The sequence below is a fragment of the Amycolatopsis sp. NPDC052450 genome, assembly GCF_044547565.1.
Lineage (GTDB): Bacteria > Actinomycetota > Actinomycetes > Mycobacteriales > Pseudonocardiaceae > Amycolatopsis.
The window spans coordinates 1-19,968 of sequence record NZ_JBIUAQ010000023.1 but is presented as its reverse complement, the minus strand read 5'-3'; the positions used below and the strand labels follow the sequence as shown (position 1 = coordinate 19,968).

12 protein-coding genes are annotated in these 19,968 nt (G+C 68.6%); 4 read left to right on the top strand and 8 right to left on the bottom strand.

Annotation, left to right across the window (positions count from 1 at the left end; genetic code table 11):
- The first annotated feature begins 71 nt into the window (after positions 1–71).
- The gene (locus tag ACIHAO_RS30140; RefSeq protein WP_396563468.1) at positions 72–5,771 is read left to right on the top strand and encodes a CHAT domain-containing protein; all 5,700 of its coding nucleotides are present in this window, start codon (positions 72–74) and stop codon (positions 5,769–5,771) included.
- Positions 5,772–5,851: 80 nt separating this feature from the next.
- Here the strand turns inward: ACIHAO_RS30140 and ACIHAO_RS30135 are convergent, their stop codons facing one another.
- On the bottom strand, positions 5,852–6,805 hold the full coding sequence (locus ACIHAO_RS30135) for a polysaccharide lyase family 1 protein (protein ID WP_396563654.1): 954 nt from the start codon (positions 6,803–6,805) through the stop codon (positions 5,852–5,854).
- Positions 6,806–7,082: 277 nt separating this feature from the next.
- Here ACIHAO_RS30135 and ACIHAO_RS30130 point away from each other — a divergent pair, with 277 nt between their 5' ends.
- The 3 genes from ACIHAO_RS30130 to ACIHAO_RS30120 all read left to right on the top strand — a co-directional run bounded on the left by ACIHAO_RS30130 (position 7,083) and on the right by ACIHAO_RS30120 (position 9,934).
- Complete coding sequence (locus ACIHAO_RS30130; RefSeq protein WP_396563466.1) at positions 7,083–8,873, top strand: pectate lyase; 1,791 nt, start codon at positions 7,083–7,085, stop codon at positions 8,871–8,873.
- A 29-nt stretch (positions 8,874–8,902) separates the two neighbouring features.
- Complete coding sequence (locus tag ACIHAO_RS30125; protein ID WP_396563464.1) at positions 8,903–9,385, top strand: hypothetical protein; 483 nt, start codon at positions 8,903–8,905, stop codon at positions 9,383–9,385.
- A 243-nt stretch (positions 9,386–9,628) separates the two neighbouring features.
- Positions 9,629–9,934, top strand: coding sequence for a hypothetical protein (locus ACIHAO_RS30120; protein ID WP_396563462.1), 306 nt, complete (start codon positions 9,629–9,631; stop codon positions 9,932–9,934).
- Between the two features lie 3 nt (positions 9,935–9,937).
- On the opposite strand, the gene ACIHAO_RS30115 is transcribed toward ACIHAO_RS30120, so the two are convergent.
- The 7 genes from ACIHAO_RS30115 to ACIHAO_RS30085 all read right to left on the bottom strand — a co-directional run bounded on the left by ACIHAO_RS30115 (position 9,938) and on the right by ACIHAO_RS30085 (position 19,554).
- Entirely contained in the window at positions 9,938–12,460 is a 2,523-nt protein-coding gene (locus tag ACIHAO_RS30115; RefSeq protein WP_396563460.1) for a tetratricopeptide repeat protein, read from the bottom strand.
- Positions 12,461–12,838: 378 nt separating this feature from the next.
- A complete protein-coding gene (locus ACIHAO_RS30110) occupies positions 12,839–13,393 on the bottom strand; it encodes a hypothetical protein (RefSeq protein WP_396563458.1) in 555 nt (184 codons plus the stop codon).
- Positions 13,394–13,647: 254 nt separating this feature from the next.
- Positions 13,648–16,095 (bottom strand): ATP-binding protein, encoded by a 2,448-nt coding sequence (locus ACIHAO_RS30105; RefSeq protein WP_396563456.1) that lies wholly within the window; start codon positions 16,093–16,095, stop codon positions 13,648–13,650.
- A gap of 143 nt (positions 16,096–16,238) precedes the next feature.
- Complete coding sequence (locus ACIHAO_RS30100) at positions 16,239–16,622, bottom strand: multiprotein-bridging factor 1 family protein (protein ID WP_396563454.1); 384 nt, start codon at positions 16,620–16,622, stop codon at positions 16,239–16,241.
- Between the two features lie 163 nt (positions 16,623–16,785).
- Complete coding sequence (locus ACIHAO_RS30095) at positions 16,786–17,658, bottom strand: peptidoglycan DD-metalloendopeptidase family protein (RefSeq protein ID WP_396563452.1); 873 nt, start codon at positions 17,656–17,658, stop codon at positions 16,786–16,788.
- Positions 17,659–17,984: 326 nt separating this feature from the next.
- Entirely contained in the window at positions 17,985–18,491 is a 507-nt protein-coding gene (locus ACIHAO_RS30090) for a DUF4231 domain-containing protein (protein WP_396563450.1), read from the bottom strand.
- A gap of 220 nt (positions 18,492–18,711) precedes the next feature.
- Complete coding sequence (locus ACIHAO_RS30085; protein ID WP_396563448.1) at positions 18,712–19,554, bottom strand: SGNH/GDSL hydrolase family protein; 843 nt, start codon at positions 19,552–19,554, stop codon at positions 18,712–18,714.
- Positions 19,555–19,968: the final 414 nt, after the last annotated feature.

The window sequence follows — 19,968 nt, the reverse complement described above, 5'->3', positions numbered from 1 at the left end:
TACCGCCACGTCGCCCCTCCCTTGTGCCATCCTGAATCGTCTACCGCACCGTAGTGGGTGGCGAAGGAGGAGTGGACATCTCGCTCTTGGGACGTATTCGCCGTTGTCTGGAAACAGGCGAGGCCGACGAGGTCACCACGCCCGCCGCCGTGGCGGACGCCGCTCGCCTGGTCCTGCCTGCCATCGGTACCGGCCTGCCTCCCGGGTTGCTTCGAGAACTGGGAATGCTGCACTGGCTGCGGCATTGCGCCCTGCCGCCGGGCAGCGTCGGGCCTGATCTCCAGATCTGTACGGAACTGTTCGCCCCGCTTGCCGAATCCTTTCCTGACGTAGTGCCACCGCCGGTGCTCAGCTGGCTTCAGGAGAATCACTATCCGGGGCTCACGCCCGCGGAGCTCGGACCTTTCTACGCGTCGGTGATCACCGACGCCGCTTTGGCGGCCGCGGATCCCGTCCTGACCGACCTGGGGGCGGCCGCATGTCGAGCCGCCGTCGACGTCGGCGGCGAGGCCGACCGTCCGGCGCACCGGCTCAACCTGATGGTGCTGTTGAATCAGCGCTTCGAATGGACGACCGCCGAGGCGGATCTGGACGACGCCGTCGCGGCAGGCCGCGCGGCACTCGAGTCGGCCGGGCACCCGATGGCCGCGGCGGTCCGGTTTCCCCTCGGGGTCGTTCTGCTTACCCGGTTCGGCATCCGCGGGCAGGAACGTGACCTCACCGAAAGCACGGTGCTCCTGCGGGAAGCGGCATCGTCTCTGCCGCCCGGTGACCCGAACCGCGTCGCCTACCTGTCGCAGCTCGCCTTGGCCTTGGAGACCCACGCCAATATCGGTGGTCCGCTCGCCGTGGTCGAGGAGTACGTCGAGGTGACCAGGGAAGTCCTCGCGAGCTGCGCTTCGGACGACCCGGTATTCGGTGAAGCGCTCCTGTTGCGAGGCAGCGCCCTGCGGGCCAGGTTCGTCCGTACGGGCAATCCCACCGACATCGCCGAAAGTGTCCGATACCTCCGGGAGACGCTGAGGAGCCTCCCCGAGGGCAGCGAGTCGCATGTCACCGCGAAGCTCAACCTCGCGAGCTCGCTCCAGACCCGGTTCGCGTATGCCTCGGCCTTCACCACACCTGGTGGTCCCGACGAAGCCGATCTGGCCGAAGCCATCACACTGTCCAGGGAGGCCGACGCGGCCATTGGAGAAGGCCACCCGCTGAGGTGGGCGGTCGAGGCCACGCTGGCGACCGTGCTGCGAGCCGGCAACACGGACCCCGCCGAGGCGATAAGGGCGGCGAGAGCGACCTTGGCGGGACTTCCGGCGGACAGTCCGCTTCGAGGGACCGCGCTGCTGTCTCTCGGTGAGTCACTTCGCCGCCAGTACCAGGCAACCGGTGGCCAGGAGGTCCTCCGGGAAGCCGTGGACGTCCTTCGTGAGGCGAAGGCGGCCGGCGCGGGCGGTCCACACGGCCGGGCGCCGATGCTCACGGCCCTGTCGATGGTGCTGTATGAGGCGATCAAGCCGGCGGGCACCGACGGCGCGATCGATGACAGTGAGCTCGGCGAGCTCGACGAGGCCATCGAGACGACGAGAGCGGCCGCGCAGGGCATGCCCGGTGACACGGTGATCCACGCCCAGCAGCTCTGGCAGCTGGCGGAACTGCTGCGGTGGCGCTTTCTGCGCACAGGCCAGGCGACGGACCTCGACGAACGGATCGAGACGCTGCGGGCGACGGTGCCGCTGGCTCCCGACGTCCCCGCGTTGACGCACTGCTCGTCCGCCCTCTCGAACGCACTCAGCTTCCGGTACAGCCGGAATTCGGACCCGGCCGACCTCGACGAGTCCGTCGCCGTGTTGTGCCGGGTCGTCGAGGCCCTGCCCGCGGACGGCGCCGAACTGCCCGGCCTGCAGGCGGACACCGCGTTGGCACACTTGCAACGCTTCGAAGCCAGGGGCGAACCCGCCGACAGGGAGACGGCGTCCCGGCTGATCCGCTCAGCGCTCGCCGCCACCGACGCGGACGACTCGAGCCGATATCGGATGCTCGGCATTCTGGCCACGATCCTGGCCTCGACGGCCACCTCGGAGCGCGACCCCGAGAAGCTCACCGAAGCCATCGAAACCTGCTACGCGGCAACGCCACCCGGCGAGGTCCCGACGGTGACGGTCACCCTCACCCTGGGCAACGCGCTTACGTCCCGCTACGAGAACACCGGTGCCCAAGCGGATCTGGAGGCGGCCGCCACGACACTGCGGGCCGCGTTGGCGCATGCCACCGGAATGAACCGGGCCATGTTCGCGAACAACCTCATCCAGGTGCTTCGCATCCGCTTTTACCGCCATGGCGACAGAAGCGCACTGACCGAAGCGATCGACAGCGGCAAGGCGGCCCTTCGGACAAGCCCCGACGCGTTGCTGCTGGCGGGGAATGTCGCGGCCGCACAAATCGACCGGTACGAGTGGGTCCGCGACCCCGCCGATCTCACCGAGGCCGTCGACGCGCTGCGGTCGGCGCTCGGCCGGGCCAGGACGGACAGTCCAGACTTGCCGACGCTCCGGGTCTATCTCAGCTTCGCCCTGCGGGCCCGCTTCCAGGCCATGGCCTCCACCGCGGATCTGGACGAGGCTATCGCGGTGCTGCGGCCCGGTCTTGCTTCGTCCGGATCGCGCGACCAGACGGCCCAACTCAGCCTGATGCTGGGAGGCGCGCTGTCGCTTCACGGGCAGTGGTCGAACGACCCGGCCGCGCTCGCCGAGGCGAGTGAACTGCTGGAAGTCGCGGGTGACGGGCTACCAGTGGCGAACCCTGGCCGGATCACGGCCGGGATCCTCTTGGCAGGCACGCTCCGCCTGCGTTATCTCGACTCCGGAGAAGAGCCTCTGCTCACCAAAGCGATCGAAATCGGCAGGGAGGTCCTCGCCCGCACCCAGGACGAGGAGGCCAACCGGGCTCACACGCTGATCACGCTGGGCACCCTGCTGGCCCTGCGGTTCGAGCGGACCGGCGACATCGGGGTGCTGGCCGAGTCGATCGAGGTGCTGCGCCGCGGGGTGGCCGCCGCAGGCACGAACAACGCGATAGCGGCGAACGCCTTGTCCGAGCTGGCGTCCGCACTGCGTGGCCGGTACAGCATCCTGGCGGAGCGCGCCGATCTGAACGAGGCCATCGCGGCCGCCGAGCGCGCCGTGGCCCTGCCGGGCACGACACCGGCCGAACGGGGTGTCCATGTCACCGCGCTGGCCATTGGCCTGCTAACCAGATCGCTGGCCACGGGCGATCTCGACGACCTCGACGCCGCCATCGACTTGGGCCGCGAGGCCGCACGCTCGCCCAGCTGGTACATCGCCTCGGCGGTCAACCTGATGACGCTGGGGCTGTCACTGTGGTCCCGGTTCGATCGGACCGGAACGGTTTCCGACCTCAACGCCGCCATCGACGCGTTGTTCGAGGCGGCGGAGGACGCCCACCCCGGGCACACGATGCGGCCCATCATGCTGACCAACCTGTCCAACGCGCTACGTACGCGGGCGGGCCTGCTCGGCTCGGCCGCCGACCTCGACGCCGCCGTGGACGCCGGGCGATCGGCCGTCGCCGCCGCGCCGGCGAACCACCCGGCGGTGTCGATGTGCCTGATGAACTTCGGGACCGCGCTGCACATCCGGTACCTGGAAAGGCGCGACACGGCGGACCTCGACGCCGCGGTCGCCGCCTTGAACGAGGCGGCGGACCGCAGCACGCCCCAGAGCCCGAACCGGAGAGAGATCCTGATGAACCTGGCGGGGCTGCTGCGCACCCGCCGCGACCGGCGCCCGGGCCGGGACACACTGGACCGGGCCGTCGCACTCGGCCGGGAGGCGGTCGCGATCACCGACGTGACGCACTCGATGTACCCGCTGTGCGTCCTCAACCTCTCGACCGTGCTGCACACCAGGTACGACCGCGGTGGTGACGACGCGGACGCGGCCGAGTCGATCCAGTTGGCCGGACAGGCGATCGACAGCATGACCGCCGGTGACCCTCGGGTCGCGCTGGCCTGGGTGACGCTGGGGAGGCTGCACGAACGCAGGCGTGTCGAAGGCGGGGGAGGCCTCGACGCCGCGGTCGCCGCCTACCGAGCCGCGGTCGAATCTCCCGCCACGGCACCGACGTATCGGGCGGCCGCGGCCAGATTGTGGGCCGAGTCGGCCGTCCGGCAGCGCGACTGGGCCTCCGCGACGGAGGCGTTCGGCGTCGCTGTCGCGCTGATGCCCCAGGTGGCCTGGCACGGCGTCGAACGCGACGCGCGCGAGCGCAGGCTGACGGTGTGGGAAGGCATGGTGAGGACGGCCGCCGCCGCGACGCTGGAGGCCGGTGACCCCGGCCGCGCCGTGGAACTGCTCGAGCAGGGCCGTTCTGTGTTGTGGTCGCAGGCGTTGCAGACCAGGGACGACCTGTCGATGCTGCGGGAACGTGACCTCGCGTTGCACGATCGGCTGCGCGCCGTGGCGACGAAGCTGGCGGGCACGACCGTGCCCGACATCCCGGAGGCCGCCGCCACGACCGATCCGTGGAGCGACCCGAGCCAGCGCATGCGGTCCGACCGGATCAAGCTGGCCGAGGACTGGGACCGGTTGCTCGCCGAAGCACGCGCCTTGCCCGGACTGGAGTACCTACTGCGGATCCCGCCGCTGGACACCCTGCGCGAGGGTCTGCCCGACGGTCCCATCGTCCTGCTCAACGTCGACGAAGCCCGATGTGACGCCTTGATCGTGCACCGGGACCGCGACGTCGAGCACGTTCCGCTGCCTGCTTTGTCGTATGTGGAGGCCGAGCGACGGGCCGAGGGGTACCTGCGGGCGTTGGAGCTGCTGGAAAATCCAGGCGAGCCGGGCGACCTCGCCACCACCGGCGCCAGGCAAACGGTGCACGCGACCCTGGAATGGTTGTGGGACACCGTCGCCGATCCGGTGCTGACCTGGTTGGGCTACACGGGTCACGACGAAGCGTTGCCACGACTGTGGTGGTGCCCCACCGGATCACTGACCCTGCTCCCGCTGCACGCCGCCGGTTACCACGACCCGGCCGACACCCCCACCGGACGCACGGTGATCGACCGCGCGGTGTCGTCCTACACGCCGACACTGCGTGCGCTGGCGAAGGCGAACAGCGCCGACGCTGTCGAGCCCGCCGACCGACGTGTCCTCGTGGTCAGCATGCCGGAGACCCCACCAGTTCCGGGCACCCCGGACCTGTGCCCGCTGCCCTGCGCCCGCGCGGAAGCCGAGTTCATTTCCAGCACGCTCCCTCTCGGTCGCACGTCGCGTGTCGCCGACACCGCCACTCACGCCGCGGTCACCGCAGACCTGCGCACTCACGCACTCGCACATTTCGCCTGCCATGGCGGACAAAACCTGCAACAGCCCTCTACGGGAAGTCTCTACCTGTGGGACAAACCACTGACCGTGCTCGAGGTCGCGGAGCTGGATCTCGAGAACGCCGAACTCGCCTACCTGTCGGCCTGCAGCACGGCGATCGGTGGCACGACCCTGCCCGACGAGGCCATCCACCTCGCCGCGGCACTCCAGCTCGCGGGTTACCGGCAGGTGATCGCGACCCTGTGGACCATCACGGACCGGACTGCGGCCGAGGTGACCAAGAGTGTGTACAGCGGGCTGCTCGGGCCTTCGGGCCTGCGTCTCGACGGCACCGCCCAGCTGCTCCACCGCACCGTGCGTGCCTTGCGCGACTCGGCTCCCCGCAACCCGGCCATCTGGGCCTCATACGTCCACTTCGGACCGTGAACGACCGGGCGCCCGCGGCGGATGGTGCCGACCCGCCGGAGCACCGCCCCGGCGCTTGCCTGCTCCGGGGCGGTGACCGGTCAGGGCAGGATCTTGCCCGCTCCCGCGCCGGCGGTCACACTGCCCTTCACCGCGCTCGCGGACTCGAGGCTGTAGGAGTACGGAATTCCGGCCACCGTTCCGCTCGCCTGCGGTGAACCGGATCCGGTGAAGAGGTTCCCGCGCTGCACCAGGGTGCCTGCCGGTGAACCCGCGTAGCCGACCAGCGTGGGTTCGTCGACGTTGTCGAAATGGTTGTTCTCGACGAGGACGCCCCCCTTGCAGGTGGACGCGACACCGTATTCGTTGTCTCGATAGTAGTTGTTGAACACGTGTACCGGATTGGCGAATCGCACACGCGGATGCCGTGTCCCGGAGCCGTCGAAGTAATTGTGATGATAGGTCACCCGCAAGGTGCCGATATCCTGGCTCCCGTTGTCGTCACTGTGCCCGAGCAGCATCGACTTGTTGTGCCCGTGCACGCGGTTCCAGGACACCGTGATGTAATCCGAAGCGCGCTTGATGTCGACGGCGCCGTCGTATCCGTTGGTGAACGTGTTGTGGTCGACGACCACGTTGGTCGAGGCCTTTTCGATGTTGATCGCGTCGTCGTCCCAGCCCCGGAAGGACAGGTTCTGGATCACCACGTTCTTGGATCCGCTCAAGGTCAGGCCGCAGCCATCGATCGTGGCGCCGGCATTACCGAGAATGGATTTGTTGGACCCCACCTTGAGCATGCCGGAACAGGAAATGGTGCCGGAGACCCGCACCACCGCCGCCGCGGTTCCGCTGACCGCCGAGCTCAACGCGGACGCCGAGGTCACCGTGATCGGCGGTGCGGCACCACCGCCGTGGGTGCCGCCGTTCTGGCTCGCCCAGCCGATCGGTGCCGCCCGCGCGGAGAGTTCCGCATTGACGCCGGTGGCCACCACGGTCGTCGAAGCGACCACGGTCAAAGTCAGAATCGAAAGAAATCTAAAAGGACGCAAATTCATCACGCCGCCTCCTTGCGGTCGATGAAAACTGAATGTCCTAAGAGGAGTGATTCGGATCCGATGGCGAAGCGCCGAGAACAGGAGACCAATGAACCGGCGTCGCGTCAACCCTCGATCGCCGATTCCCGGTTCACACTGATGAATCGTGTGGCCAGCCGCACCGCGATTCGCCGATATTGCTCCAGGTGGACGATCCGGCTTGACGGGAGCGCTCCCAGCTATCACGATGCGTTTACAAGTGTGGACGTCGTTCGGATATGTGAATCGAGATGTGATCATGAGCCTCACGCGCCGCAGCTTCGGATTCCTCGCCACCGCTGTGCCGGTGGCCGTCCTCGCGGGTGGACACCAGACCGTTCATGCCGCCGTGCCGGGAATTCCGGCGGCCATGCGCCGGGCCGCGGGGTTCTTCGACGAACAGCTCTCCCATCGCGGCGCCTATGTCTGGAGCTACCTGCCCGACCTGTCCCAGACCTGGGGTGAGATGGCGGCCAACCGCACCATGTGCTGGGTGCAGCCGCCGGGCACGCCGTCGATCGGGCACAGCCTGCTCGACGCGTACCACGCCACCGGTGACGAATCCTTCTACCGCGCCGCCTCGCGCACCGGTCTCGCGCTGGCGGCCGTCCAGTTGCCGGTCGGCGGCTGGAATTATGTGCACGATTTCGCGGGTACGAAGGCGCTGCGCGAGTGGTACGACACCGTCGGTGCGAACGGCTGGCGACTGGAGGAGTTCCAGCACTACTACGGCAACGCGACTTTCGACGACGCGGGTACGTCCTCCGCCGCGCAGCTCATTCTGCGCCTCTACCTGGAACGCGGCGATCACCGGTTCCGCGTGGCCCTCGATCGCGCCCTGCGCTTCGTGGTCAAGGCGCAGATTCGCGGAGGGATCGCCGACGGCGGCTGGCCGCAGCGCTTTCCCCGGTTCGCGGGGGCCGTGAAGGACACGCCGTGGCCCGAGGTGCTGCCGTCGTGGCTGCCCGCCGACATCCGGCACGGCATGGAGGACGGTGACTACACCGGGCACGTCACCTTCAACGACGACGTCCTCGGTGAGAACATCAAGTTCCTGCTGATGTGCATGTCCACTTTGGACATGCCGGGCCTGGCCGGGCCGATCCGGCGCGCGATGGACTGCCTGCGCCGCCTGCAGCAGCCGGGCCCGCAGGCGGGCTGGGCGTTGCAGCACCTGGCCAGGGAATCGGGCGGCAGGCCCGCGGGTGCTCCGGCGGGTGCGCGGTCCTACGAACCCCGCGCCCTGGCCACGCACACCACCCAGACCAATGTGCAGCAGCTGTTCCACTACTTCCGGCTCACCGGTGATCGAGTGTTCCTCGACCGTGTTCCCGAAGCCATTGCCTGGCTGGACACTTGCCCGCTCTCCGCGCGGCAGCATGCCGAGAACCCGTTGCTGGCCGGGCGAACCCATCCCACCTTCGTGGATCTGGAGACCAACCGGGCGCGGTTCGTCCACCGCTTCGGCTCGAACGTCCGCAACGGCGCCTACTACACCGACAACGACCACCGCGCGACGCTGAGCCATTATTCCGGCGGCCGCGTGATCGACACCGTGGCGCTGCGCGCCACCTACGAGCAACTGCGGGCCCTCACCCCCGCGCAGGTCGCCGACCTGAAGGCGCGCTCGCCGCTCAGCGGCGTCCCGGTCCCGCTCCCTCGCTACTTCACCCCGCGCGAGCCTCAGCTCACCGACCTCTTCCTCGGCGCGCCGTCACAGCTGCCTCTCGTGTCGGACGCGGAGGCGACGGCGCTGGCCGACGGGCTCGGCGGCAAGGACTACTGGCTGACCCCTGCGGACGCGATCACCAACCCTTATCGCGGTCTCTCCCCGGCCACGCCCTACGTCGGAAAGGCGTATATGAGCAAGCACGTGGGAGACCTGTACGACACCTCGCCCTACGATCCACTCACTCCACCCGAGGAGCCGCCGTACCGGCCGAAGGAGCGTCCGCCGGTGATCAGCACCGGCACCTATGTGGCCAACATGGGCAAGCTGATCTCCTGGGCCGCGACCCACGGTCACGCGCCCTCAGGTCGAAGAGCGTGATCCGGCCAGGCCGCGCGGTACCATCTGGTGTGCCCCCGGCATTCGATGTCTACGTATGGGTGGAGCCCGTCGACCGGGACGGCTCGCTGTCGCGCTTCATCGATCGCTACGTCGACGTCGAGCGGCCGGGCGACCCGAGATTCCCCGCGTTCGTTCGGACTTTTGTCTCGCACGAACCCGCTCATGGCGACGCTGACGCGCTGGCGGAGCTACGCCGGGATGACGCGGCCGAACGTGCCTTCTCCCTGTACCTACGAGCAATCGGACATTGCGGCGCCATCGTCACCGTTACGGAAGAAGGAGCCCTCGTACTCGGCCTCAGTCTCGATGGTCCCTTGAACGCGTCCGAGACGACGCGTGAGGCAGCTGATCTGATGGCCGACCTCATGGCGGAGTTCGCCGCAACTGGCGGGATAGCCGGAGTCGAACTCGCGCCACCACAATCCGCATCCGAGTGGAGAGACGCGTACGTCCTCCTGCGTACCGGTGCGTCCGAGGAGCGATCAAGATGACCTGGCCGAAGAAGGACACTCGTCGAGTCTCGCTTCGCAACGGCCAGTCGTTCCTCTGGCGCAGGTCCGCCGCGCCATTCGTGACGCCTTTCGCGCCGGCCGGCGGCCCGCCACGCCGTGTCCGCCACTCGAGATGGTCTTCGACGGTGAGCGCTTCGTGCCCGGGTGTCGCAGTTCCGAGGACTGAGCGGCAGACCTGCCGCAACCGGGCTTACCGGACAGTCCACTGATATCTTGCGGGCCATGTCGGAGTCCAATGCCCCTGACCACGGCCGACAGGCCGATCCGCCGCGCCGTAGCGCCGGGCGCGTCATCCGCGGGATCATCCTGATCCTTGGCGCGGTGGCCCTGTTCGTCGTCGGGATCGACGCGATCGCCGATCCAGATTCCGTCATCGCCAATTCGTCGAACTCGGCGCGCAGCCCGGACACGGACGCCGAGGCGAAGATCGGCGGCCTGCTGCTCTGCTTCTTCGGGATCACGGTGCTGACCTTCGGGATCGGGCTGATCGTTTCGAAGGGGCCCCTCTTCGCGAAGAAAGCCGAGTGATCCCTACGATCCCGACACGAGACGCTCGTGGACCTCGACGGCCTCCGGCACACCCATCTCGGTGTACGCGGCGTGCGCGGTCTGCCAGTGTTTTCGCGCGGTGACCGGATCACCGGCGGAGAACAGTGCGTCGCCGAGTCCACTTTGGGCTCTGGCCAGTTCGTAGCGGCTGTCCGCCGCGGTCGCCGACTCGATCGACTGCCGCAGGCAACGCACGGCGCCGGCCGCCCGCCCGGCGGAAAGCAAGGTCGCCGCCATGTCGTTGCTCGCGGCCAGGAGTCCTTCCCTGCTGCCGATCTCCTTGGCCAGATCGATGGCCTGCCGGTGATGCGCCAACGCCTCGTCGAACCGCCCTGCCTCGACGAGGAGGACACCGAGATGGTTGAGTACCTTGCCCTCGTCGGCCCGGTTGTGCGTCTGCCTCGCCACGGCGAGCGCCTGTTCGTAACAGGCCCAGGCGTCGGTGTCCTTTCCCATCCGCCAGAACGTGGTGCCGAGACCGTCGAGCGTCCGGCATTCGCAGAGATGGTCACCGCTCGCCCTGGTCACGTCGAGGGCCTGGGACAACGCGTCGACGGCGGCGGGATAGTTCCCCAGCCGCATTTCGGCGAGGCCGATATTGCACAACTGCCGTGCCCGGAACGACTCGTTGTTCCTCGCGACGGCGAACTCCATGGCCTGCCGGAAACAGGGCAACGCGGCGCGATAGTCGCCGAGGCTGGTCAGCAACAGGCCTACGTTCCCCGACAGGTTGACGACGTAATCGGATTCACCGGCGGTGGAGAACTCCTTGATCGCGTCCTCCAGGACGACGAGCGCCTCGGCGGTGTTCCCCCGCTGCCAGTGGGTCATGGCCAGCCCGTTCAGAACGTGCCCTCGGGTGACGCCGGACGCGACCCGGACGGCGTTGCCGAACAGGGCTTGTGCGTCACTCACGTGGACGCGGGCCTCGAAATAGCTCGTCATCACGCACGCGAGCCGCGTGACGTGCTCGTCGCGGCCCTCGCTCAGCGCCCAGCCGGACGCGACGACGAGGTTGACCCGCTCGGCGTCCAGCCATGCCATCGCTTCGTCCGCCCCGTCGAACACGAGAGCCCGCATCGCGGGTGTCGGCAGGTCCTCCCACCGCTCCGCCTCGTGGGGGAAACAGGTGACGAGCGCGGCTCGGGCGGTGGCCAGCTGGAAGTCGAGCAGCCGGGCCGCCGCGGCCCGGCGCACCCGGGCCTGGACGTTCTCCCGGACGCGTTTCTCGGCGAACACCCGGACCAGGTCGTGCAGTTCGAACCGGGACGCGCGGGCGGTGACCATATTGGCCGCCACCAGATCGTCGAGTTGCCGGCGGACGACGCCGACCTCGACACCGGCCAATGCCGCGGCCGCGTGGTCGTCGACATCTCGACCCGCGTAGGCGGCGAGCAAGCCGAGCAGTACCCGGTCCGGTTCGGCCAGCTCGTCGTACGACGTGCGCAACGCGACTTCGACGCCGTCGTCCAGCCGCAGCATGGTCCGCAGATCGGCGAGGCGGTCTCGATGGTCGGCCATCGTCCACTCGTCCGAGGCGGCCAACCGGCGGGTCACCAGTGCGAGGGCCAGCGGTAACCGGCCGACCAGTTCGATGATGTCGGCCGCTTCGCCCTGCTCCGCGTCGACGCGTTCGTCGCCGATCCCGTCGCGGAGCAACTCGACCGATTCTTCCGGCGTGAACACGTCGAGCGTCACGTGCCGGGCCGCGTCCAGCCCGGCGAGGCGGCGCCTGCTCGTGACCAGCACCAGGCAGGTCGGCAGGGCGGGCAGCAACGGCAGCACCTGGTCGACCGACTCCGCGTTGTCCAGCAAAATCAGCGCGCGCCGTCCGTCCAGCAGCCTGCGGAACAGCGCGCTCCGGTCGGCGAGGGTGAGGCAGCCGATCTCGCTCCCGGACGCCCCGAGCCGGCGCAGAAAGCCTTCGAGCACCGCGGCCGGGTCGGCGGCGGGCCGATCCGCGTCGAAGCCGCGGAGATTCACCACCAGCCGCACGTCGGCGAACCGGCCCCGCTCGGCCAGCAGCCGCGCGACCTCGCTGGCGAACCGGGTCTTGCCGACCCCGGCCATTCCGGAGATCGCCCACACACCGGCGTCGTCCGGCCCGGCCTCCAGCACCTGGCGCAGGTGCTCCTGTCTGCCGACGAACCCGCCGACCCCGGCGGGCAGGTGATCGGCAACGCTGATCACGGCCGCCTCGGTGGCGTCTCCGGTGATCACCCGGTGCGCCTGCCGCCATTCCGCCGCGACGTCCATGCCGAGCAGCACGGCCGCGATGTCGACGACCAGCTCGACGTCCAATCGCTTGCGTCCCGGCAGCAGGCAGCGGTACACGGTGTTGTAGGCGGGCAGGTCGGCCGACCCCCGGGCCGTGCGCAAGCGCCGCACCCGCCGGTGCAGCTCCCGATGGGTCAACCCCGCCCAGGCCAACGCCTGCCGCAGCCGCTGGGAAAGCTCGTCATACGACCGAGCTCCGACCGGGCTCGGCGGCTGTTCCTCCGTCACGGGAACCCCCTGGACACGTGAAACCGATCCGTCCGGCGGTGACTCCCGGACCGATGCTGACCGACCTTAGACGAGATTCGGCGGCCGCTGGTGCCGGATGGGCTCTTGCTCGCCTGGGTACAGGAAGGCCCCCTTCCTGTACCCAGGCACTCACCACTCACGAGGTCCAGCACCGGCGATGTCACGTGATCGAACGGACGACACGGGTGATCCGGGGGACGACACGCGTGGCTGGATGGACGACACGACCCGCTGGTCCAGGCGAGTGCGCGGACGAGCCTCGGTGCGGTCTATCTGCGTTTCAACCGCTATCAGGAGAGGAGGAGTGGCGGTGTCCCGGATCCGTGGTGGTCGCCGGTCAGACCGGTGCGAGCAGGCTCACTTCCAGCTGTACGCGGCGCCGCCGAAGCCAGGCTGGACCTTCGCCCGCACCCTGGGGGTTCCGGCGAGGCCGAGGTAGCCGCCCCCCTTCTTCGGCGGGCCCGACCAGCGCACGACAACCGTGCCGCCGGTTCCGCAGCCTGCCGTCGTCCAGGTCGCGACGCTCTTCTTCTTCTTGGTGCTCCAGTAGTGGCCCTCCGCCTGGACACAGACCCGGCCGTTGCTGCCGGCCGGGATCTTCCACGTGTAGCGGCGGTGCTGCGGGTTCTTCTTCGAATCCCCGCTGATGTAGCCACAGTTCGCCTTGCTCACCTTCCACTTGCCGTAGCCGGCCAAGGCGCGACGCCAGTCGCCGCAGTCGGCGGCGGTGACGTCGCCGCTCTCCTGGGCCTCTTCGGTGAGCTCCACCTCGGCCGTGCCGTCGTCGACTCCCGATTCGGCGACCGTGGTGGTGTCCGCCTGCTCCTCAGCCACCGCCGGCGCGGTCTGCGCGGTGAGCACCATGCCCGCGGCCACCAGACCGGTCGTGACCCGTGTCGTCCATTTCTTCAAAGTTCATCTCTTTCTCGTCGTTCGGATCGAACGCCGTGGCGAATCCCCCCAAACCCCTTGATGGCATTCGATAGGTCAGTCGGCCCTCTGGTTCATTCGCGCGCCAGAAGAGGCCGTCTTATTCGAGTGAGTGATTTCCATCAGTCAATTACCTGACCGCGGCAGACGTTATCGGCAACTCGCGGACCGGCATAGTGATCTTGTGCGGTGACCTTGATCGAAGTTGTTCGAAAACGCCGGACGGCGAGTTCCGGTCACGAAGCCACCATCGCGATGCCCATCGCCTCGTACAGCGACCGCGCGCGTTCGCGGTACGGCCTGGCCTTGTCCGGAGCGCCGACGTCGTCGTGGGTCGCGGCGATACCGGTCAGCGCGCGGGCCTCCTCATGCGGCTCGCGGGTGAGCCGGGCGAGTTCGGCGGCCCGCGTGTAGTGCGCCAGCGCGGACGGCCGGTCACCGCACGCCAGCGCGCTGTCCGCGAGCCCGTTGTGCACGAGGGTCTCCAGCGGCCGGATGCCGGTCGCCACCGCGATGTCGAGCGCCGCTTCCTGATGCAGGCGGGCCGTGGCCGCGTCGCCCTGCCGGAGGTGCACCAGCCCGAGATAGGCCAGTGCGTACCCTTCGGCCTCCCGGTGCCCCTCGGCCCTGCTGACCGTCAGCGACCGGTGGAGGTGGTCGTGGGCTTCCGTCCACCGGCCCAGCGCGCGGTACACGTCCCCGAGATTGTGCAGTGAAATCGCCTCGCTCAGCCGGTCGCCGATGCGCTGGGAAATCGTCAGGCACTGCCGATAGCAGTCGAGAGCGGCGTCCAATTCGCCCCGGCGTTCGTGGATGAAGCCGAGGTTGGACAGCGAGCGTCCCTCGTTGAGGCGGTCGCCGGTCTCCTGGGAAACCGTGACCGCCTTGCTCAGGTGGTCCGCCGCGTCGGCGTACCGGCCCAGCTGTGCGTTCACGGTGCCGAGGATGTTCAGCGCGCGGCCGGCGACGACCGGGCTCCCGTCGACGTCGAGGCAGCGCGTCAGATGCGTCACCGCCTCGTCGAAATGGCCCAGCCTGGCGCAGATCGCGGCCAGGTCGACGAGCGCCTGCTGGGTGCCGATGGCGTCGCCCGTCCGCTGTGCCTCGGTGAGCGCGAGACGGTGCAGGGTACGCAGGGCGCCGTAGTGACCGTGCACCCGCAATGCCTGCCACAGCACGGTCGAGAGGTCGCGGGCGTACGTGTCACCGACTGCCGACGACTGTTCCGCGATGGCGATCAACGTGGGCAGTTCCGCCGCCAGCCAGGCCGCCGCGTCCTCCGCGCCGGTGAACCTGACGTTCTCGGTGATCGGCGTGAGCAGCGGTCTTCGGTTGGGGTCGCCCGCCGTCAGCGACCCGGCCGCGTCGGCCGCCCCGGCCACACAGTGCTCGGCGAGGCGGCGCAGGGCGGCCGATCGCCGCTGCGCCGGTTCCTCGTCGGCGCGGCCGCGGGCGTAGTCGCGGACCAGATCGTGGAATTCGAACCGGTCGTCCGCGCGGTGCGTGAGCAGCAGATGGCTGTCGACGAGCGCGTCGAGGAGCCTGCCGGTCTCCGGCGGATCCGTGCCCAGCAGCGCCGCCGCGGCGGCGGTATCCCAGTGCGGCCCGGGGTGGAGCCCGAGCAGACGCAGGGCCGAGGCCACGTCAGCGGGCAGCGCGTCGTAGGACCAGGACAGCACGGAGGGCAGTGACGTGGTCTTCTCTTCGGTGGTCAGCGCGGCGAGCCGGTTCCCGGCCGGACGCATCGAGGACGCCACGCTCGTCAGGTTCCGGTTGTGCGCGAGCCGCTCACCGACGATGCGCAGGGCGAGCGGCAGACCGCCGCATCCCGACACCATGTCGGCGAGCGCGGTGCGGTCGGCGAACCTCCGTCCGGGGCCTGCCAGCCGGTCGAGCAGGGAGAACGACTCCTGCTCGGTCAGCAGCGGCACCGGCACCCGGTGCGCGTCGGCGCTGATCGTCAGCCCGTGCAGTGCCGAGCGGCTCGTCACCACCACCGCGCAGCCCGCGTGGCCGGGCAGCAGCGGCCGGACCTGGTCCGCCGAGCGGGCGTTGTCCAGCACGATGAGGACCGAGCGGCCTGCCAGCTCACTGCGCAGCGACGCGGCCCGGTCGTCGAGGTCGGCGGGCACATCCGCCACGGGCACGCCGAGCGCCCGCAGGAACGACCGCAGCACCTCGCCCGGGTCGGCGGGCGCCCCCGGCCCGTACCCACGCAGGTTCGCGAACAACTGCCCGCCGGGGAAGTCCTGCTTGACCCGCTGCGCCCACTGCACGGCCAAGGAGGTCTTGCCGACCCCGGCCATGCCCTCCAGCACCGCCACGACGACACCCCCGCCGTCTCCTTCGCCTAGGAGGGCGTCGAGCGCGTCGATCTCCCGCTGCCGCCCGATGAACGACGTGATACCCGAGGGCAGTTGCGCGGGCACCGAAGCGACCGGCGTTCTCGGGGGCGACACCGCGTCCGGGCAGTAGTGCCGCACGAACCGGCTCCCCTGCTCGCCCTGGAGACCCAGCCCCAGCGCCAATGCCTCCACCGAATGGCGCCGTGGCCGGGCGACCCGGCCACGCTCGATGTTGCTGATGCTGCGCACCGTCAGCCCGGTGCGCTCCGCCAACTCCTCCTGCGTGAGCCCGGCGTCCCGCCGTGACTCACCCAGCAACGAACTCGGACGACGGTCCATTTTCCGGATGTTAGAGCGGGTGCGACGACGAAAAGTCATGGTTCGCCGACGATTCTGATCGAAATTGATCGAAAACGCGGTAGTCGGGGCTGAAGGGGGCCTTCCCTCATCTCACGCGGCCATCGCCGCTCTCCACGGACGCTTCATACGGGTCTCCTCCTGCGGCGGGTTCCCGGCGCTGACGTGCCGGTGGTCGGTCGATACGAAACCGCTGCTCGTTCGAAGTCGGCGCGAGCCTGGCCGGACAGGCCGAGCCCGGCCGCGATGAGCCGGACCGTGTCGCGGCGGGGCCTGCCGACCCTGCCGTGCTCGAGGTCTCTGATCGCTCGGACGCTGACGGAGGAGCGGGCGGCGAGAACCCGCTGGGTCGTGCCGAGACTGTGCCGGTGGCTCCGCAGCAACTCGCCGAAGCGGGCCGGACCCTCATCCGCCGGGATCACGGTCCCGCCCAGGTTCGCCCGCAGCGCCGACACGTAGAGCCGTACCCGGTCGGCGTTGAGCAGGCTGGTGTGAACACCTTGAGTCACTGGCGTCCTCCGCGTTCGCTCGGCGACGCACGTCACCGATGCCGCATCAGAGTCGGCAAGCGGCACAGGAGGGACAACCGGAAACTTCGACGAAAAAGTGCCGGTTCAACGTCAGGTCGCCGGGCGCGCGACCGGAGGAGCCCGCTCGGCTCAGGCGGCGACGTTATCCGCAGCAGATGTTGTAGCCGTGGTTCCGCCAGAACAGCGACGGGCCCGGGTTGTCGAGAACCGGATCGCCGGTGCTGTCCGACGCGCTCTCGTGCCTGCCCGGCCGGTACTCGACGTGCGTGTGGGTGGATCCGGCGCCGCGGTACTCCTCGGTGCCGAGCTGCTGGCCACGGTTGACGAACTCACCGACCGCGAGCCCGTTCGACGGGTTGAGATGCAGGTAGACGACGGTGAAATCCTGATCCCGGTTGTAGATCGCCAACGTGGACAGGCCGCCGCTGCCGTTGCTGCCCTCGGTCTTCCTGATCACGGAGCCCTGGGTCATCGAGTACACCGGAACGCCGAAGCCGCGCGCGAAGTCGATCCCCTCGTGTCTGCCTGAGGTATTCACATAGCCGTCGAAATAGGACGTGATGCGGCCGGAGTCGCTGTGGTACAGCCCGGTTTCGAGCCAGTCGTTCCCCACCAGACCGAGCAGGTGCCCGACGTTTTCGTTGTACGTCGAGGTTAGATTTCCTTTGGCGCCGTGCGTGAACGAGTCGATCGGTCCCGTCCAGCCGCCCTTGAAGAACACGGTGACCACCGCGTCCCTCCGGTTCCACACCGAGGCCGCGTTGTCCTTCACGCACAGGCCCTTCCCCGCGCCCGCGCCGAGGAAGTGATAGCAGTCCGAGCCCGTGCCGTAGTTACCGACCGACGCGTCGAAATCGCTGACCGATCCCTGCTGATCACTGTTGTAGTACAAGCAGAACTCGCCGTCCTCGCAGACACCGTTCCGTGCCGTCGCGGCCTGCGCCGACGGGGTGACCAGGAGAGTGCTGCTCAACGCCAATGCCACGCCGAGCAGTACGACCATCAATCTTCTCAACGACGTTCCCTTTCTCCTTGACTGCGGCGAATCAGCCAGTGCGCGACGGTACGGACGTGATGGAGGCCAGGGAAGCGATGAAGGGCAAACTGCCGCTCATTCGGCGGCCGGCGCGGCAACTGCTCCGCGTGGTTTGCCTCGCTGATGCGGTGTTGTGCGCGGAAAGTCGGGTATCCGGTCGGCTTCGGCCGTGTCGCCGCTCGCGGCCCGTGTGTCGGACAGCCTGGCAAGCGAGTCGATGACCAGGTGGGCTGCGGAAGGCGATGATGGGGAAGTTACGCCGGTTGGCGCCCCACCCTGACGAGACCGGCCGGCGACTGGCAACCTCAGCCGTCAGCTCGGCTGGTTGTCGGCGCAGGTGGGGTGGGAGGCCCGTGGAGTCTTCGAGCGGCCCAATGTCGGCCGGCGTCCCTCGTGATCGCCTCAACCGTTGTGACCAACTCTGCGGCCGCGTCGTCGCTGTCGTAAGGCGGTGCCTTGACGAGATAAAGGGCCACTTCCCGCTCGATGGCATAGCGAATTTGGCTCTGCTCAACCCAATTCTCGTGGAGGCCGAATGTCGTTCGAACGCTGGTGGCGACCAGGACAATGGAGCCGAGTACGGCAACGACAAGGGACGGCAAAGGTGTCGCGGCGACTACCGGGATGGCAGCGGCGCCGCAGATTGCCACCAGCTCCATCGCGGCGTAGCGGCGCCTATGGCGTGTGCTTCCGGAGCGGTACCACTCCCATTTGGCGGTCACTGTGACCGGCAAGGGCTGACCGCCGGGTCTGACGGCCAGCATCCAGTGCTGCTCGGCTCCGGGTTGTTTCGATGCTGATCGAGATGCCATGCACGGACTATCGCGACTGCCGGGTCCGATAGCGCGCGGTCCAAGTAATCGGATTCGTACTGTGATGAATCGCGTGTCCGGGGCGCGGGCAGACGGAATTCCGGACAGTGGAGCGGGAACTGGAGTGCCGCGCTCTCGCCGGTCGCCAGCGCGACCACGACATCGACCATGCAAGACGGCGACCCGGGTCTCAGGCGTGTCGATCACTCAGGGGGCGGTGTCACGCCCCGATCGCGGCTGCCACGACGGCACCGGTTTGCGTCATGCCTGTCGCGTTGGGGTGAAAGGGGGTGGCAGGCGAGGTCGGCAGCGTGCCTTCCATCCACTTCTCTGTGATGCTTTCGCAGATGCCGTGCCCCGCGCTGGGTGTGCGGACATCGACGAACTCGGCGTTGTGCGCTCCGGCTTGTGTGGCGAGTGTGGCGTGTAACCGGTCCCAGGTCGCTTGCAGGTAGTCGGCGTCGACGCCCCAGATCCTCTCCTTGGGGTAGCAACCGCCCGGCTTGAAGTATGTGGCGTAGCTGACCACGACGACCCGGGCGTCGGGCGAGCGGCGGTGGATCTCATCGAGGACCGCGCCGACCCTGGGGGCGATCGCGGCGATCCGCCCGGTCAACTGATCCACCCCGCCCGCGGTGTAACGGGCCTTGCACGAGGATCCGATCGGCTGCGGGAACGCGTTGTAACAGGACGGCACCACGAACCCGAGGCCGATGTCGTTGGCGCCGACGGTGATCGTGACCAGGTCGGTGTCCGGCCGCAACGCGTCGTACTGGGGCGCGACGAACCCGAGTTGCCTGCCCGCCATGTCGTCGATCGTCGCGGCGTTGCAGCTCACGTCGGTCAGCTCCGCACCGAGCAGCCGTGCGACCACGTTCGGCCAGTTCCGGAGCGACCGCAGGCAAGGCGAGAAATCCTGGGGCAGGATCCCGGGCCCTGCCACCGACGAGTCTCCGAGCGCGACGTACGTTACCGGCTCGGCCGTGGCAGCCGAAGCCGATCCGGCGCCGACGGTCACGGTCAGCGCCAGCGCTGCCGCGATCAGCGCACTATCCAGCCTCATATGTGGTCTCCGTCTGATAGTCGCCGTCTCATCGAGGCAGCGTCGGGGCATGCCTGTTTTCGCGCAACGGTCCACTCGGGACTTCCGCATCTGAATCCGGCGATGCGGGCCTCCTCCAACGCTGACGTGGCTCCTGCTTGCGGTCCACCTGACAGCCTCGCAACACATCGAGTGTGTTGTCGACGCCCTGATCGAGTGGTCAAAGCCGGCCACGGATACGGGGTAGCGCGGTCCAGCTTGTGGCAAGGTGCCGCCGACCGGACGACACCTCGCTAGTGTCCCGAGTCGGAAGTTCGTGTGGTGATTCGGCGTGGTGCCGAAGGATCTTGTTCTTGCTTCGCGCGGTGAAGATGCTGTCGCCTGAGGCCGTGAGCATTCCGCTGACTTCATGGTGTCGGGTCGCGGGGATTCGCT

Bases quoted from the DNA above. Each gene is read 5' to 3' on its own strand.
- ACIHAO_RS30130 (WP_396563466.1), top strand. From the start codon at position 7,083: ATGAGCCTCACGCGCCGCAGCTTCGGATTCCTCGCCACCGCTGTGCCG.
- ACIHAO_RS30105 (WP_396563456.1), bottom strand. From the start codon at position 16,095: ATGGACCGTCGTCCGAGTTCGTTGCTGGGTGAGTCACGGCGGGACGCC.
- ACIHAO_RS30120 (WP_396563462.1), top strand. From the start codon at position 9,629: ATGTCGGAGTCCAATGCCCCTGACCACGGCCGACAGGCCGATCCGCCG.
- ACIHAO_RS30090 (WP_396563450.1), bottom strand. From the start codon at position 18,491: ATGGCATCTCGATCAGCATCGAAACAACCCGGAGCCGAGCAGCACTGG.
- ACIHAO_RS30135 (WP_396563654.1), bottom strand. From the start codon at position 6,805: ATGAATTTGCGTCCTTTTAGATTTCTTTCGATTCTGACTTTGACCGTG.
- ACIHAO_RS30085 (WP_396563448.1), bottom strand. From the start codon at position 19,554: ATGAGGCTGGATAGTGCGCTGATCGCGGCAGCGCTGGCGCTGACCGTG.